Genomic DNA, 15,968 nt, shown 5'->3' on the forward strand with positions numbered 1-15,968 from the left:
ACCGCATACGGCAAGTGAGGTCGGCTATGGAGGCAGGGGCAGAACGCCGATCAAACGTTTTCACATAGCCGCACAACCGCTACCGCTTCATTACATGCGTGCTACCGAATACCCGTTCTATACACCAAATTGACAGCCATATATCGACTGATTTCTCGAGGTGACAACGGTCTAGAAAAATACAACTTCATCCGGGCGAGCGGAGCGAAGAGTACGTAAACGTCTACAGAATATTTCCCTTCGCATTATTGTGTCGTTTGCAGAGCAGCTGACAATTATCTTCACTCGTCTTACCACCCTTAGACCATGGCAAGATGTGGTCCCCGTCCATCTCGACAAAAGACCAGATTTTAGTACCTTCCAGATTCCTCTTCTCTGGATACTGGGCACAGTCCGGGCAATTCGAAACGTTATTCGACTTTGCCCGTTCTGTCTGAGATTTATGGACACGTTTCTTCGTCGGCGTATCGAATGTACGTAGATTTAGTAGCCGTAAGTCGCTTTCATTTCCCAGGACGAATTCGATAATCCCTGAATCGTTCTTGATCTCGTCGTCTGCCAGTAAATCGAGACAACGGTGCTCAAATTGATCTGGTGTCATTTTGTTATTGTTGCTGACGCCAACGTCATTTTGGTGAGCTAGCCAAAGCTCGTTCCAGTCCTGTTTGTTCACTTTAAGTCGCGGGGAACCACCATTTGGAAATAGGCCTTCAGCCCACGTGGTTACTGTGTCCATGTGTTGGGTCAGGACATCAATGTCGTTGGATTTTTGGTGCGAGTCCATGTAGAGATTGATTCTACGATCAGAATCGACCTCGTCCGGGGAGTCGGCTTGACTTACCCAGTCCAAAGCCAGTTCAAGAACGGCCTGGCGTTTAGCGTCGTTAGTGTTTAAGGGGAGCCACTCCAGCCAGCGTTCCAGACGTTTGTTGTTCGAGGTACGACTAAATGTCTGCTTCGCAGCTGTAACGAATGGACCGGAGTACACAGCGTTTCTTAGTTCCTGTTTGGTTAGCGGCTCGCCTGCGATATTTATAGTTTCAAACCACTGTTTAATCTGTGATTCCGTTCCCTCGCAAACGTAAATTAGAAGCTTGGAATCTAAGATCTTGTTTTGGGCGGTTGAGTCTAGCCCGCCCCAACGCTTTTCATATCCATGGAACAATACGGAGTATTGTCCTTCGATGTAGCGTCCGATACTAGTTATCCGCTGTTGACCATCAAGTACCTCATATGGATGGTCGGTTTTTTGCGGATTGTGAACGAAGTAGAGTAGCCCTAAAGGGTACCCCTGAAGTAAGGACTCGATAACCTTGGACTCTTTAGCTCCCCCATCCATTCCATACACATAGTTTCGTTGATATTCGGGTTGGATGGTGAGCTGACCTGACCACCCGTAGAGGCCTTTATCTTCGGTGCTGTCCCATTTAAATCCGTCGATTATTTGCCTGACGGTGGTGCCTTGCAGAAGTTTTGTTCTCATTGCTTGGTTAGATTTACCCACGTGCAAGCTCTTTCTCGCTATTGCGGTGTCGAATGAAAATACGCCCGTACTTCAGCTTCCCGTTGATATAGGGGCCGTCTTTTCCTGTCGATGATGGAATTCCTGCCAGGCCACGAATATTTCCTGCGGCAAGGCCGACAATTTCGAATTGCTCTGGATTATATTTGTCTAAAAAGGAAATCGGAACTCCCATGACACCCTCGTGGTCACTGGGAATGGCTTCGGTGAATGACACCTCGATTGCGCTGTAGTTGTCGAATTCAGGATAGCCACGTTCTCGGATGACTTTTTTAGCCTTTATTTTGGTCTGATTTCGATGTTTTGTGTCCAAGTCGAGCCATTCGTGTCGAACGCCGTGGTCGATGTTCGTGAACCAGCAGGAAGTTCCCTGCCGGGTGAAGTTGGCATCGTCAGGTAGGTCTGCGAATTCACCACCCTTTGCTCTGAGCATTCGAATGGCTTTCGCTCGATCTTTAGGGTCGACAGTTGCGGACGCGGGTATCCGGAAAATCATATCGCTTGAGTTTGCTGTGGCGCCCTTCCACATTAGATTGTCGCGGATTAGGCGGAAAACATTCTTGTAAGTAATCGCATTTATGTTTCCGATGACGGCATACTTCGTATTGCCTTCATTTACCCAGTCTATAAACTCGCGAAATAGACTGAATGGTGGATTTGTGACGATGATATCTGCTTGGTCTCTCAGTGCTGACACTTCTTCGCTCCGGAAGTCTCCGTCGCCATCTAGGTATTCCCATCTCATGTCGTCGCGACGGAACTTGCCAGTTGGGTTTAAGTCGTCACGCTCCAGCACGAGCTTCCTTCCTCGTTGTCTGGATTTGACGGGGTCGTAGTGGGGCGCTGCAAGTTCTTCCTCGATATCCATGGCGAATAGTGCGTCTTGATTCGAGTTTGGTGCAAAGCTTGTGCAGATGAGTTTTTTAAGTCCCCACTCTTCGAATACATCAGCAAAGAAGTTTCTGAAATTTGACCATTCCGGGTCATCTGCGGGGCATAGAACTACTTTGTCACGGAAGACGTCCTTGTTAAAGTTCCAATATGCTACCATTTCTCGTTCGATGTCGGGGTACATAGTGTAGAACTCATCGTTCTTTAGTTTACGCGCCTTGCCCAGGCTCCTATTTGCCATCGATAAAAACTTCCTACCCTAAGTCTGCTTCGTGTTCAGTCAAGTCTAAGACTACTGGACGAATGCTATTGTCGTGTTCCCTCGAGTGCGTGTTGTTGTAGTGGACTGCTGGCGGAAGTATTTCTCGTATTCGTTGAGGCTGTGTTCGGCTTGCTTGAGCGTAGTTGGCCGGCCCCTTGGCTTTGAGCATGGTCTATGGTTTCGAGCCGAAAGCAACGACACAATGTATGTTTTCAAGCGGTTCATCGTCTCTTTCATCGGCCCCGAATGTGCCTGTCTGTTCGCCGGGGCTTCGGCGGCTGTCGTTTCGCGGGTCGTAGTGTCTTCTCTGATTAGTGCCGTTTTGCTTAGCTTCCAAGGTGCAGAAGCGTCATCGTTGATCCAATGTAGCCCGATCGATTTTGGGCGCACAGGCGAGTTGCCGGGTGCACTTTGAACGCATTGAGAAGCATGCGCCAAATAGTTGCTGTCGTTACGCACTTAGGACAACCTTGCCAGTCGTCTTCCGCCCCTCAAGCGCACGATGTGCATCCGCGGCTTCGGCCAGCGGGAACGTAGCTCCGACACGGAAGTTGAGCCAGCCGTGTTCGATGCCGTTGAAGAGCATCGCTGAACGCTTCGCCAGCTCCTCTGAGGAACGGACGAACCATGCCAGCGACGGACGGGACAGGAAGATTCCTCCTGAGGAGTTCAAGCGCTGAATGTCGAACGGCGGCACCTGACCCGACGCTCCGCCGAAGAGCACCATCGACCCCAACGGCTTGATCGACGCCAGAGACGCATCGAAGGTGTCCTTACCGACACCGTCATAGGCGACATCGACACCTTCGCCGTCGGTGAGCTCCTTGACCTTCGCCGTGATATTAACGCCCTCACCGTAGAGGAAGACGTCATCGGCGCCTGCTTTTCGCGCCAGCTCCGCCTTCTCTTCGGTGCTCACCGTCGAGATGACATTGCCACCCAAGTGCTTGATGATCTGTGTGAGCAGGAGTCCGACACCGCCGGCGCCGGCATGCACCAGCGCCGTCTGGCCGGGCTTGATCTCATGCGAACTCGTCGCCAGGTACTGCGCGGTGAGACCCTGCAGCGGCATTGCCGCAGCCACCTCGGCGGATACGCCTTCCGGCACCCGCAGGAGGAAATCGGCGTTGACGACGACCTGAGTCGCATACGAACCCGGGCCCTCGTGCCACGCCACACGGTCGCCGACCTGCCAGCTCTCAATGCCTTCGCCCACCTCGGCGATATGCCCGGTGCCCTCAACGCCGACGACATGCGGGTACTCCATCGGATACACACCCGAACGACGGTACGTGTCGATGAAATTCACGCCCGCAGCCTCAACGTTGACGAGCACCTCACCGGCACCCGGCTTCGGGGTCTCGATCTCTCCGAACTCAAGGACCTCGGGTCCACCGGCCTGCATCGCACGAACTGCCTGGGTCATGACGCCTCCTGCATATAAATTAATTGCCTGGTATGGTTATACATATGAACGATCTTACGGTTGCCGTCTCCGGTGCCACCGGATACGCCGGGGGAGAGGTCCTCCGGCTGCTGAGCACTCACCCCCACTTGAACGTCACCACGGTGTGCGGACATTCCACCGCGGGTGAGAAGCTCGGCCGACATCAACCCCATCTTCCCCGATTCTCTGACCTCGTGGTCCAGGAGTCCACCGCCGAGGTGCTCGCCGGCCACGATGTCGTCATCCTTGCGCTCCCGCACGGTCAGTCGGGACAGATCGCCGCCGAGCTCGAACAGACGAGCCCCGACACCCTCATCGTCGACCTCGCAGCCGACCACCGCCTCATCAGCGCAGCCGCTTGGGAGAAGTTCTACGGTTCCGAGCATCAGGGCACCTGGACCTACGGACTGCCCGAACTCCTGACCGCCGACGGCACCAAACAGCGCGAAGCACTGAAGTCCACCAAGCGTATTGCTGTGCCCGGCTGCAACGTCACCGCAGTGAGCCTCGGGCTCGCTCCGCTTATTCAAGCCGGTCTCGCTGCACCCGCGGGGCTCAACGCAGTCCTCGCCAACGGTGTTTCCGGTGCAGGTAAGGCACTCAAACCGCATCTGACCGCCGCCGAAATCCTCGGCAACGCCTCGCCGTACGGCACCGGCGGCACGCATCGTCATGTGCCCGAGATCGAACAGAACCTCAATGGAGTCCTCGGCGCCGACGCCGCCGACGGCCCTACGCGGATCTCTTTCACCCCGACCCTCGTGCCCATGGCTCGCGGGATTCTCGCGACCATCACCGCCGACGCCGGCGAAGCCGCACCCCGGACAGCGGAAGGACTCCTCGACGCCGTGGCACTCAAGGAGCGGCTGGCGGCAGCCTTCAACCAGGCCTACGCCGACGAACCCTTCGTTCGCGTCCTGCCCGAGGGCCAGTGGCCGCAGACCGCTGCCACAACAGGGTCGAACGTCGCGCAGATCCAGGTCACCTACGACGAACGCGCCGAAAAGGCCCTCGTCGTCGTGGCCCTGGACAACCTCGTCCGTGGCACGGCCGGACAAGCCATCCAATCCATCCACCTGGCCCTCGGTCTCGACGAGACCACCGCTCTTCCCCTCGAAGGAGTCGCCCCATGAGCGTCACCGCCCCACTCGGCTTCACGGCCGCCGGCCTCACCGCCGGGCTCAAACCCTCCGGCACCAAAGACCTCTCACTGGTCGTCAACAACGGCCCCGACACCGCCGTCGCCGCCGTCTACACCTCGAACCGCTGCAAAGCTAACCCCGTCCTGTGGTCCCAGAAGGCCTCGGCCAACGGACAGGCCCGCGCCGTCGTCCTCAACTCCGGAGGAGCGAACTGCTACACCGGCGACTTCGGCTATGAGACAACCAAGCTGACCGCGCAGACCACCGCCGAACTCCTCACCGAAGCCGGCACAACCACCCCGGCCGAGGACGTTCTCGTCTGCTCCACAGGGCTCATCGGCGTCGGCGGCCAGGACTTCCGCGACTCCATCGTGAACAACCTCGCCCCGCTCGTCGCCGCGGCCGACACGAGCGTCGAAGCCGGACAATCCGCCGCCGAAGCGATCATGACCACTGACACTGTCGCGAAGGTCGCCACCCGCACCGGCTCCAGCGGCTACACGATCGGCGGCATGGCCAAAGGCGCAGGCATGCTCGCACCGGGGCTCGCGACGATGCTCGTCGTCATCACCACCGACGCCAAACTCGACCAGACCACGCTCGACCAGGCTCTGCGTGCTTCGACGAGCCAGTCCTTCGACCGCCTCGACACCGACGGCTGCATGTCGACGAACGACACCGTCATCCTCATGTCCTCCGGCGCCCACGACGCCGCCGTCGACGCCGGGGAGTTCACCACTCTGCTGCGCGAACTTTGCCTCGACCTCATGCACCAACTCCACGCCGACGCCGAAGGCGCCCACCACGACATCGCCATCACCACTCGCGGCGCCGCCAGCGAAGCCGATGCCGTCGAGGTCTCCCGTTCCGTGGCCCGTTCGGCCCTGTTCAAGGCCGCGATCTTCGGGGAGGACCCGAACTGGGGGCGCGTCGTCGCTCAGGTGGGAACCACCTCGGCGGATTTCGATCCCACACAGATCGACGTGATCATCAACGGCGTCCAGGTGTGCACGGCCTCCGGCCCCGACGAAGACCCCGCGAACGTGACGTTCGACCGCACCGTCGACGTCACCATCGACCTCCACGCCGGAGATTACACCGCGACGGTTTGGACCTCGGACCTCACCCACGACTACGTCGAAGAGAACAGCGCCTACTCCTCATGAACACCCCCGTCGACATGTCCACGAAATCCACGGCCGCACGGCTCGCCGCCGCCCAGGTCAAGGCCGAAGCGCTGACCGAGGCGCTGCCCTGGATCAAGACCTTTGCCGGTGCCACGATCGTCATCAAATACGGCGGCAACGCCATGGTCTCCCCGGAGCTGCAGCAGTCCTTCGCCGATGACATCGCGTTCCTCCGCTTCGCCGGCATCCGCCCCGTCGTCGTCCACGGCGGCGGCCCCCAGATCTCTGCCATGCTGAAACGCCTGGGCATCGAGTCCGAGTTCAAGGCCGGGCAGCGCGTGACCACCGAGGAAGCCGCCGAAGTCATCCGCATGGTCCTCTCCGGCCAGGTCAACCGCGACATCGTGTCCCGGATCAACCAGAACGGTGACGCCGCGATCGGACTGTCCGGTGAAGACGCGGACCTGCTGCTCGCGAATAAGGCCATCGCCGAGGTGGACGGCGAGTCCATCGACCTCGGCCGAGTGGGCGAGATCGCCCAGGTCAACACGACAGTGCTCACCGAACTCCTCGACGCCGGTCGGGTGCCCGTCATCTGCTCGATCGCCTCGGAGATCGGGGGAGAGGCGGGGAAGCCGCTCAACATCAATGCGGACCTGGCCGCCTCGGCGGTGGCGAAAGCACTCAAGGCACACAAACTCATCATGCTCACCGATGTGCCCGGCCTCTACGCGAACTGGCCGGACACGTCCTCGCTCATCTCCCGCATCGACCCGGACAAGCTGCGCGAACTCCTGCCGTCGCTCGATTCGGGGATGATCCCCAAGATGACCGCCGCACTCGAGGCGATCGAGCATGGGGTCAAGCAGGCCCACATCATCGACGGCCGGATGGCGCATTCCCTCCTCCTCGAGGTCTTCACCTCGGAGGGCATCGGCACCATGGTCGAAGACACCATCGTCGAACCCGCACCGCTGGGTGACGGCCACCAGGCGAACCCCGCCGAGGCGGCCCCGACGGATGGTTTGAACGCTAGCAATGACAGCAACGGAGGACGTTCATGAGTGATCAGACGGGTACACAGGATTCGGCTGCGCAGGCTTCTGACCAAGCACAGACGTGGCGCGACGATTTCTCGCGGGTGCTGTCCCCGGTGTTTGGTTCCCCGCAGCTCGACATCGTCCGCGGTGAAGGCTCCTACGTGTGGGATGCGGCAGGCAAGCAGTACCTCGACTTGCTTGCCGGGATCGCCGTCAACGCCCTCGGCCACTGTCACCCCGCCTGGGTCAACGCCATCACCGAGCAGGCCTCGACGCTCGGCCACATCTCGAACTTCTTCACCTCTCCGGCCCAGATCGGCTTGGCCGAGAAACTCCACGAGATCCTCAACCTGCCGGCCGGGTCAGCCGTGTTCTTCTCGAACTCGGGAACCGAAGCCAACGAGGCGGCCTTCAAGATGGCCCGCCGCGCCGCCGGCGGGGGACGGCCCTTCATCATCGCCATCGACGGCGCCTTCCACGGCCGCACCATGGGAGCGCTCGCACTGACCGCGAAGGAAGCGTACCGCGCTCCCTTCGCTCCCGGTGTCCCCGGCGTCGTGCACGTGCCCTATGGGGATGTCGAGGCCCTCGAGGCGGCGATCAATGAGAACACCGCTGCCGTGTTCATCGAACCCGTGCAGGGTGAGGTCGGCGTGCGTACGCATCCGGCCGGCTACCTCACTGCGGTGCGGGAACTGACGACGAGGGTCGGGGCGCTCATGATCCTGGACGAGGTGCAGTCGGGCATCGGCCGCACTGGCTCGTGGTTTGCTCACCAGGATCCCGAGATCGGTGAGGGCGTCACGCCCGACATCATCACCTCGGCGAAGGGGCTCGGCGGCGGCATGCCGATCGGTGCCACCATCACCGTCGGCGACGCGAATACTGGTCTGCTCGAGGCCGGCCAGCACGGCACAACCTTCGGCGGCAACCCTCTGTCGTGTGCGGCAGGGCTCGCGGTGCTCGAGACCATCGAGAAGGAGGGGCTCCTCGACCACGTCACCGAGACCAGCGACTGGCTCAAGGCCCAGCTGGCGGAGGTCGACGGCATCGGCGAGATCACTGGGAAGGGACTGCTGCTCGGGCTTGAGTTGACACCCGGCGAGGACGGCCAGGCCCCGGACTCGAAAGCCGTGGCCGCTCGCGCCCTCGAAGCCGGGTTCATCATCAACCCCGTCGCTCCCGGACGCCTGCGCCTCGCCCCGCCGCTGACCATCACCACCGACGAGCTCACTCCGTTCATCGACGCCCTGCCCGGCCTCATCACCGGCTGAGCCGCCCCGCCAACCCTGCCGTCTGACGAGCCCAGCGCTGTCGACAAGCCAGGGTTCGCACGGAACGGCGGACCACCTCGGCGCCGCCATCACCTAACCAGACTTTCGAAGGACACGTTATGACACGCCACTTCCTCAAGGACACGGACCTCAGTCCGGCCGAGCAGGCCGAGGTCCTCGACCTCGCCGTCGAACTCAAGGCCGCCCCCTACTCGCGGACCCCGCTGGCCGGTCCGCAGACCGCAGCCGTCATCTTCGACAAGACCTCGACTCGGACCCGGGTCTCGTTCGCCGCCGGTATCGCCGCGCTCGGCGGGCAGCCGCTCATCATCAACCCCGGTGAGGCGCAGCTCGGGCACAAGGAATCCATCGCCGACACCGCCCAGGTGATGTCCCGGATGGTCTCGACGATTATCTGGCGCACCTACGCCCAGTCAGGCCTCGAAGAGATGGCCGAGCACTCCTCCGTACCCGTCATCAACTCCCTGTCCGATGACTTCCACCCCTGCCAGATCCTCGCCGACCTGCTCACCATCCGCGAACACCGCGGTGACGTGGCCGGCCAGACCATGACGTACTACGGCGACGGGGCGAACAACATGGCCAACTCCTACGCCCTCGGCGGAGTCAACGCCGGAATGCACGTGCGCATCGCCGCACCGGCCGATTATCAGCCTGACGCTTCCATCGTCGCCGAAGCCGAATCACTGGCGGCACAGACCGGTGGATCGCTCACCGTCACCGACGACCCCGTCGCCGCGGCGACCGGCGCCGACGTTCTCGTCACCGACACCTGGGTGTCCATGGGCCAGGATTCCGCCGGACGCGACGACGAGGCCTCACCGTTCACGAAGTTCCAGGTCAACCAAGAACTCATGAACCTTGGCAACGACGCGATTTTCCTCCACTGCCTGCCCGCCTACCGCGGCAAAGAGGTCACGGCCGAGGTCATCGACGGCCCCGCCTCGGTGGTCTTCGACGAAGCCGAGAACCGCCTCCACGCGCAGAAGGCACTCATGACCTTCCTCCTGGAGCGATGATGGCCGAGACGAATAACAGTGCACCGCTGACGAAGACTGCCCGACAGCAGAAGATCATCGATCTCATCACCCGCCAGTCCGTGCGGTCCCAGATCGAACTCGCCGAGGCGCTCGCGACGCAGGGCATCACCGTCACCCAGGCGACCCTGTCGCGGGACCTCGCCGAGGTGGGGGCCGTGAAGATCCGATCCACCGCGGGATCCGTGTACGCCGTTCCCGGTGAGGGCGGGGACCGGTCACTGCAGCAGTCGACGGGGGAGAGCCTCGATGCGAAGCTGCCGCGGATCCTCGAGGAGCTGCTCGTCTCCGCAGTCTCCCAGGACAATACGGTCGTGCTGCGTACCCCACCGGGGGCCGCACAGTATCTGGCCTCGGCGATCGACCGATCCTCGATGGTCGGGATCTTCGGAACCTTGGCCGGCGACGACACCGTGCTCGTCATCGCCGATGCCGCAGTCGGGGGAGCGGCCCTGGCCGAGACCTTCCTCGAATACGCGGCAGGCGGGCTGGCCGAGGGGTGAGCTTCTGTCGGCTCGGCCTGGAACCGGGCGGGCCGCCCAGGCGGGGAATCCACGGGACGGACGGCCGCCTCGGCGAGGGAAAACTGGAAGAATGATAACTGAGTTTCTTCATTTCAATGAACGGGCCGGCGCATCCGTGCTGGTGGGAAAGGACGATCTGTGAGCGAACGACTGAGCCTGTGGGGCGGACGATTCTCCGACGGTCCGGCCGATGCGCTGGCCGCGCTGAGCAAGTCCACGGACTTCGACTGGCGCCTGGCGAAGTACGACATCGCCGGGTCCAAGGCCCACGCGAAGGTCCTCCACCACGCGGGACTGCTCACCGATGACGAGCTGTCGGGAATGCATTCGGCACTCGACGAGCTGCTGCGTCGGGTTGAAGCCGGCGAATACGTCGCTGCCGAATCCGACGAGGATGTGCACTCGTCGCTCGAGCGCGGACTCATCGAAATCGCCGGTCCCGAGCTCGGCGGGAAGCTGCGTGCCGGACGGTCCCGCAATGACCAGATCGCGACGATGGGGCGGATGTACCTGCGTGACCACGCCCGTGAGGTCGCCGGTCTCGTGCTCGACACCGTCGAGGTGCTCATCGCTCAGGCGGAAGAACACCCCGAGGCGCCGATGCCCGGACGCACCCACCTCCAGCACGCTCAGCCGGTGCTGCTCGCCCACCATCTGCTTGCTCATGCGTGGCCGCTGCTGCGCGACGTCGCTCGCTTCGTCGATTTCGATGCCCGAGCCGGTGTCTCTGCCTATGGTTCGGGCGCTCTGGCCGGGTCGTCGTTGGGGCTCGACCCGCAGGCGGTGGCCGCGGACCTCGGGTTCAATGACTCGGTGGAGAACTCCATCGACGGCACCGCTTCGCGCGACGTCTTCGCCGAATACCTGTTCATCACGACGATGATCGGCATCGACCTCTCCCGTCTGTCCGAGGAGGTCATCGCATGGGCGACGAAGGAGTTCTCGTTCGTCACCCTGCATGACGCGTACTCGACGGGATCGTCGATCATGCCGCAGAAGAAGAACCCCGACGTCGCCGAGCTCACTCGCGGTAAGTCTGGGCGTCTCATCGGTGACCTCACCGGTCTGCTGTCGACGCTCAAGGCGCTGCCGTTGGCGTACAACCGGGACCTGCAGGAGGACAAGGAGCCGGTCTTCGACGCCACCGACACTCTCGAGCTGCTGTTGCCGGCGTTCACCGGGATGGTGGCGACTCTGAAGTTCGATACCGAGCGGATGGCTTCCCTGGCGCCGCGCGGATTCGCCCTGGCCACGGACATCGCCGAGTGGCTTGTGCGTGAGGGTGTGCCGTTCCGTGTGGCTCATGAGCTCGCGGGAGCGTGCGTGCAGCTGGCCGAGTCGCGGGATGCCGAGCTGTGGGACCTTTCCGATGAGGACTTCGCGGGGATCTCTCCGCACCTGACGCCTGCCGTGCGCGAGGTGCTCACGACGCTCGGCTCTATCGATTCGCGAAACGGCAAGGGCGGAACGGCTCGGTCTGCCGTCGATCAGCAGATTGCGAATGCGAAGGCCGAGGTCACACGCCTGCGTGAGTTCGCAGGGTCGGCCCGCAGCGTGTGAGGGGCTAAGCCGGGTGGAAGTTCACCTTTGAAGCAAGATTCCTTGTGCTAGCGTTTGGGCCGGTCTCCCGTGGCAAGTTGAGTTTCTCCTCGGCTGCTCTCGTGGCACCGGTTCTGCACATCCACGGTCTCTCGGGGAGGTCCCGACATGCGAAAGTTTCTTCTCACCAGCGGCGTCGGCCTGATCGTCGTCGGTGCGGCGATGTACGCCCTGGGACTCTGCGAAAATACAGAACCGACCGGAGGCGGTGCCAACATCGGAGCTGGATTCGTGGCGGTCCTCGGTAAGGCCCTCGGAATCATCGGCATCTGCGCCGTCGTCGCCTCAGCCATCACGGCGTTGATTGTCTGGCTGCGGAAGCGCTCCTCTGCGCGCGGATGAGTCGGGGTACGGTCTCAGCTGAGAGGCGAGACCACTGTGACGCCGAGATCTTCGAGCAGTTCGTCCAAAACGATGCATCCGGCTCCTTCGCCGATCGCTTCGACCGCTGTCAGTGAATGTGTGAGAGCCAGAGCATTGCGACCTTTTGGCCAACCGATCGGCGAAAACGATCAGGGCTTCGGAGTCGGTATGGTGGCTGAGCTCAGTCTGGCGAGAGTGCCAGGCGTTTCCCGCTAGATTTTGTTTGGACGCATGAATGGCCTTGGCCACGGCGCGGGTGCAGCGATAGTGCTCCTGCGCCGAGGACGAGATGGCGAACCGCGGGTCGTTCAGTCCGTCGCTGTTGCTCAGATGGCAGGCAAGGGAAGTGCCGCCTCGGCGAACACGTAGAATTGACCCTGTCGGCTCCGCGCCGGCACAGACCAAAGATTCGAAAGGACCGAAGTGACCGACATCTTCAGCGAACTCAAGGCCCGCGGGCTCGTCGCAGTTTCCACCGACGAGACCGCCCTGCAGAAAGCCCTGGCCGAGGAGTCGCTGACCTATTATGTCGGTTTCGATCCGACGGCTCCGAGCCTGCACATGGGCAACCTCGTCCAGCTGCTCACCGCCGCCCGCCTCCAGCAGGCCGGACACAACCCGCTGGCCCTTGTCGGCGGCGCCACCGGCCTCATCGGCGACCCCCGCATGTCGGGGGAGCGGACGCTCAACCCACGTGAGGTCGTCGAAGAATGGGTCGCGAAGATCCGCGCTCAGGTCGAGAAGTTCCTCGACTTCGACGGCCCCAACGCCGCGCAGATCGTCAACAACCTCGACTGGACCTCGCAGCTGTCGGCCATCGACTTCCTCCGCGACATCGGCAAGCACTTCCCGGTCAACCGGATGCTCGCGAAGGAATCCGTCTCCGCGCGCCTCAACAGCGAAGCCGGCATCTCTTTCACCGAGTTCTCGTACCAGATCCTCCAGGGCAACGACTACCTCGAACTCAACCGCCGCTACGGCTGCTCGCTGCAGACCGGCGGCTCCGACCAGTGGGGCAACCTCACCTCGGGCGTCGACCTTATCCGCCGCGTCGAGCAGAAGTCCGTCCATGCTCTGGCCACCCCGCTGATCACGAAGGCCGATGGCACGAAGTTCGGCAAGACCGAATCCGGCACCGTGTGGCTCGATTCGTCGCTGACCAGCCCGTACGCGTTCAGCCAGTTCTGGCTCAACGCGGACGACCGCGACGTGGTGAAGTACCTCAAGGTGTTCTCGCTGCGCCCGCTCGACGAGATCGAAGCCATCGAAGCCGAGTTCGCCGCTGCCCCGCACACCCGTGTGGCGCAGAAGGCCCTCGCCGAGGATGTCACCACCTTGGTCCACGGACGCCAGGCCTACGAACAGGCCATCGCCGCGGCCTCCGCCCTCTTCGGCGGGGGAGAGCTCGCCGGTCTCGACGCCTCGACACTGGGTGCGGCAACTTCCGAGCTGCCGCGGGGTGAGGTGTCGACGACCCAGCTGGCCGAGGGCCTGCCTGTTGCTGATGCGTTCGTCGCTTCCGGCATCGTCAAGTCCAAGGGTGAGGCTCGCCGTGCCATCAAGGACGGGGGAGCGTACGTCAACAACGTCAAGGTCGCCGACCAAGAGCAGACCCTGACTTCTGCGGATGTGCTCTCCACCGAATCTGGGGGAGTCGTCCTCCTGCGCCGAGGCAAGAAGACCCTCGGTGCTGTCGACATCGTCGGCTGAGCAAAGGCCGACCCTGACGATGCCGCGTCCTCCGCTTTCGGAGGGCGCGGCATCGTCGTATTCACGATGGTTGATTCCGTTCGACAACGGGAAACCTTGTCATCCGCGAATACAAAAGGCTGAGTTGTAGAGGCGGCTTCGGCGGCGGGAGCATGCGAACAAGGGAACGCGGTCGATCGGCGTGCGATCCGGCAGTCTGCGGTCAACCGGACCGGCGAAGTGGGGCCATCACCATGGAAATGCAAGCGGTCATCGAGCAGACTGGCAGATGACGGATAACCGAACGAATACCGACTGACGAACGCACGAGGAGATCATGCGCACCCTGCTCAACATCATCTGGTTCATCTTCTCCGGCCTCTGGCTGGCACTCGGATACTGGGCCGCCGGCATCATCGCCTGCATCTTCATCGTCACCATCCCGTGGGGCATCGCGTCATTCCGCATCGGCAACTACGCACTCTGGCCCTTCGGCCGCGAGGTCATCGAAACCCGCCCGGCCGGAGTGGCGACCACCTTGGGCAACATCATCTGGCTCATCGTCGCCGGCGTCTGGCTCGCCATCGGACACGTCGTCACCTCGATCCCGCTGTTCATCTCGATCATCGGCGTCCCGCTCGGCTGGGCGAACATCAAACTCATCCCCATCTCGCTCATGCCGCTCGGCAAACAGATCGTCGACAGCGACCGGCTGATGCCCGGCTACCGCGGAGCCTGAGTCAACGGTTTAGAAGCTCTGCTCTTCGAGTTCCTCGAGAGAGATGCGGCCTTGGCGCACTGCCCACAGCACGCGCCGGGTGCGCACAACCCGGGGCAGGGTGATGATCAGCAGACCACCGAGCATGTTGAACGGGATCACGATTGCGAACCACTGCAGGAAATCGAGGATCGAAATGTCCGCCCCCGTCATCATGGCGGCAAAGATGACGATCGCATTGATGGCTCCGTGCAACATGCTGACGCCGATCACCAACAGCCCGGTGATCATACAGACGATCGCCTTGACGACATCATTCGACGTTCCCTGCTGCATACGGGTCGACAAAGTGATCGTCGCGCCGGCCAGTAGCGAGAGGGCGAGCATGACGATGAGCGACGACTGGTTGATATAGCCGAGCGCCATATCCGCAATCGTCTTGTGGTAATCCGGGAGGGCGATGACGATCAACCAGGCGAAGACCGCGCCCCCGATCAGGTTCGTCACGAGAGTGGTCAGCCAGAGACGGAGCACCTGGATCCAATTCGCCTGGCCTGCGATGACGGCGTTGATCGGCAGAAGGAACTCTTCGGTGAACAGCTCCGAATGCGCCAGCTTCAACGCCAGAAGGCCGATGCCGAATGCCATCCCGGCGAGGATCGTCGACCCGGTCGCTTGCTTGACGAGCACCATGGCCAAGATGCCGAGCCCGACATCGATGCCGCCGAAGAGCCCGGTGACGATGAGTTCTGGCCACTTCCGGTTGAGCCGCTTGGCACCTTCTGAGACTGTATTGGCCGCCTCGTCGATGAGGGCGTCTTCGAGGTCGAGGTCGTTGCGGCCGAGACGTTCGCGCTGCTCCTTCTGAGTCATTCCGTCAGTGTAGGGGTCGGAACACGCTCAAACGCTGGGAATCATCTGCACAATGAGGGCAACCTGCTGCCGCCAGCAAGAGTATGGCGGGGTTCCGCGGCCGTGCGCTTGTGCCTGTGGAACTAGGCGCGAAACCGGTCCTCTAGAGCCGGTGACGGGTGTCACAGGTGAATTTCCGGTTTCGAGTTGCATGGTGCCTCTGGGGTGGTCTAGAGTTATATCTCGTTGCCCCGCCGGAAACACGGTCACTGAGACAGAGTTTCCACCGGGTCTGACCAGGACAAACACGGTTTGATCCCAGGGTCAGGCGATCGGGTGGGTAACACAAAATGAAACTGATACCCCCAGTGAACACACGCGTTTTGTGTGGTGTGGTGATGGGTGTGTGTTTGTGGTTTGAGAATCCAATAGCGTGTTTGTTTGAACAAGTTGTGATGCC

Annotated in this window: 14 protein-coding genes; 10 read left to right on the top strand and 4 right to left on the bottom strand. The window is 61.5% G+C overall.

The window, feature by feature from the left end; genetic code table 11:
* Positions 1-223: 223 nt before the first annotated feature.
* From HK353_RS13755 to HK353_RS13765, 3 genes are all read right to left on the bottom strand, one after another.
* The gene (locus HK353_RS13755; protein ID WP_173156996.1) at positions 224-1,504 is read right to left on the bottom strand and encodes a GmrSD restriction endonuclease domain-containing protein; all 1,281 of its coding nucleotides are present in this window, start codon (positions 1,502-1,504) and stop codon (positions 224-226) included.
* Positions 1,497-2,654 carry an adenine-specific methyltransferase EcoRI family protein gene (locus tag HK353_RS13760; protein ID WP_173156998.1) on the bottom strand — a complete coding sequence of 386 codons (1,158 nt, stop codon included), beginning with the start codon at positions 2,652-2,654 and terminating at the stop codon, positions 1,497-1,499. The genes HK353_RS13755 and HK353_RS13760 overlap by 8 nt, the downstream gene beginning before the upstream one ends.
* Before the next feature lie 472 nt (positions 2,655-3,126).
* The gene (locus HK353_RS13765; RefSeq protein WP_173157000.1) at positions 3,127-4,101 is read right to left on the bottom strand and encodes a quinone oxidoreductase family protein; all 975 of its coding nucleotides are present in this window, start codon (positions 4,099-4,101) and stop codon (positions 3,127-3,129) included.
* A 44-nt stretch (positions 4,102-4,145) separates the two neighbouring features.
* Between HK353_RS13765 and argC the strand changes: the two genes are divergently transcribed.
* From argC to HK353_RS13815, 10 genes are all read left to right on the top strand, one after another.
* A complete protein-coding gene (gene argC, locus HK353_RS13770; RefSeq protein WP_173157002.1) occupies positions 4,146-5,255 on the top strand; it encodes an N-acetyl-gamma-glutamyl-phosphate reductase in 1,110 nt (369 codons plus the stop codon).
* On the top strand, positions 5,252-6,430 hold the full coding sequence (gene argJ, locus HK353_RS13775) for a bifunctional glutamate N-acetyltransferase/amino-acid acetyltransferase ArgJ (RefSeq protein ID WP_173157004.1): 1,179 nt from the start codon (positions 5,252-5,254) through the stop codon (positions 6,428-6,430). Before argC ends, argJ begins: the two co-directional genes overlap by 4 nt.
* The gene (gene argB, locus HK353_RS13780) at positions 6,427-7,455 is read left to right on the top strand and encodes an acetylglutamate kinase (protein ID WP_245396023.1); all 1,029 of its coding nucleotides are present in this window, start codon (positions 6,427-6,429) and stop codon (positions 7,453-7,455) included. The genes argJ and argB overlap by 4 nt, the downstream gene beginning before the upstream one ends.
* A complete protein-coding gene (locus tag HK353_RS13785; RefSeq protein WP_173157006.1) occupies positions 7,452-8,705 on the top strand; it encodes an acetylornithine transaminase in 1,254 nt (417 codons plus the stop codon). The genes argB and HK353_RS13785 overlap by 4 nt, the downstream gene beginning before the upstream one ends.
* A gap of 119 nt (positions 8,706-8,824) precedes the next feature.
* A complete protein-coding gene (argF, locus tag HK353_RS13790) occupies positions 8,825-9,745 on the top strand; it encodes an ornithine carbamoyltransferase (RefSeq protein ID WP_173157008.1) in 921 nt (306 codons plus the stop codon).
* Positions 9,745-10,266: an arginine repressor gene (locus tag HK353_RS13795; protein ID WP_039206772.1), complete on the top strand. Its 522-nt coding sequence runs from the start codon at positions 9,745-9,747 to the stop codon at positions 10,264-10,266. The genes argF and HK353_RS13795 overlap by 1 nt, the downstream gene beginning before the upstream one ends.
* A gap of 159 nt (positions 10,267-10,425) precedes the next feature.
* A complete protein-coding gene (gene argH, locus HK353_RS13800) occupies positions 10,426-11,847 on the top strand; it encodes an argininosuccinate lyase (protein ID WP_173157010.1) in 1,422 nt (473 codons plus the stop codon).
* A gap of 147 nt (positions 11,848-11,994) precedes the next feature.
* Positions 11,995-12,228 carry a hypothetical protein gene (locus tag HK353_RS13805; protein ID WP_173157012.1) on the top strand — a complete coding sequence of 78 codons (234 nt, stop codon included), beginning with the start codon at positions 11,995-11,997 and terminating at the stop codon, positions 12,226-12,228.
* Positions 12,229-12,672: 444 nt separating this feature from the next.
* Positions 12,673-13,959: a tyrosine--tRNA ligase gene (gene tyrS, locus HK353_RS13810; RefSeq protein WP_173157014.1), complete on the top strand. Its 1,287-nt coding sequence runs from the start codon at positions 12,673-12,675 to the stop codon at positions 13,957-13,959.
* A gap of 316 nt (positions 13,960-14,275) precedes the next feature.
* Positions 14,276-14,677 carry a YccF domain-containing protein gene (locus HK353_RS13815; protein ID WP_173157016.1) on the top strand — a complete coding sequence of 134 codons (402 nt, stop codon included), beginning with the start codon at positions 14,276-14,278 and terminating at the stop codon, positions 14,675-14,677.
* Between the two features lie 9 nt (positions 14,678-14,686).
* On the opposite strand, the gene HK353_RS13820 is transcribed toward HK353_RS13815, so the two are convergent.
* On the bottom strand, positions 14,687-15,529 hold the full coding sequence (locus HK353_RS13820; protein ID WP_173157018.1) for a formate/nitrite transporter family protein: 843 nt from the start codon (positions 15,527-15,529) through the stop codon (positions 14,687-14,689).
* Positions 15,530-15,968: the final 439 nt, after the last annotated feature.

It is taken from the genome of Brevibacterium permense, assembly GCF_013280495.1.
GTDB classification, from domain to species: Bacteria; Actinomycetota; Actinomycetes; order Actinomycetales; family Brevibacteriaceae; genus Brevibacterium; species Brevibacterium permense.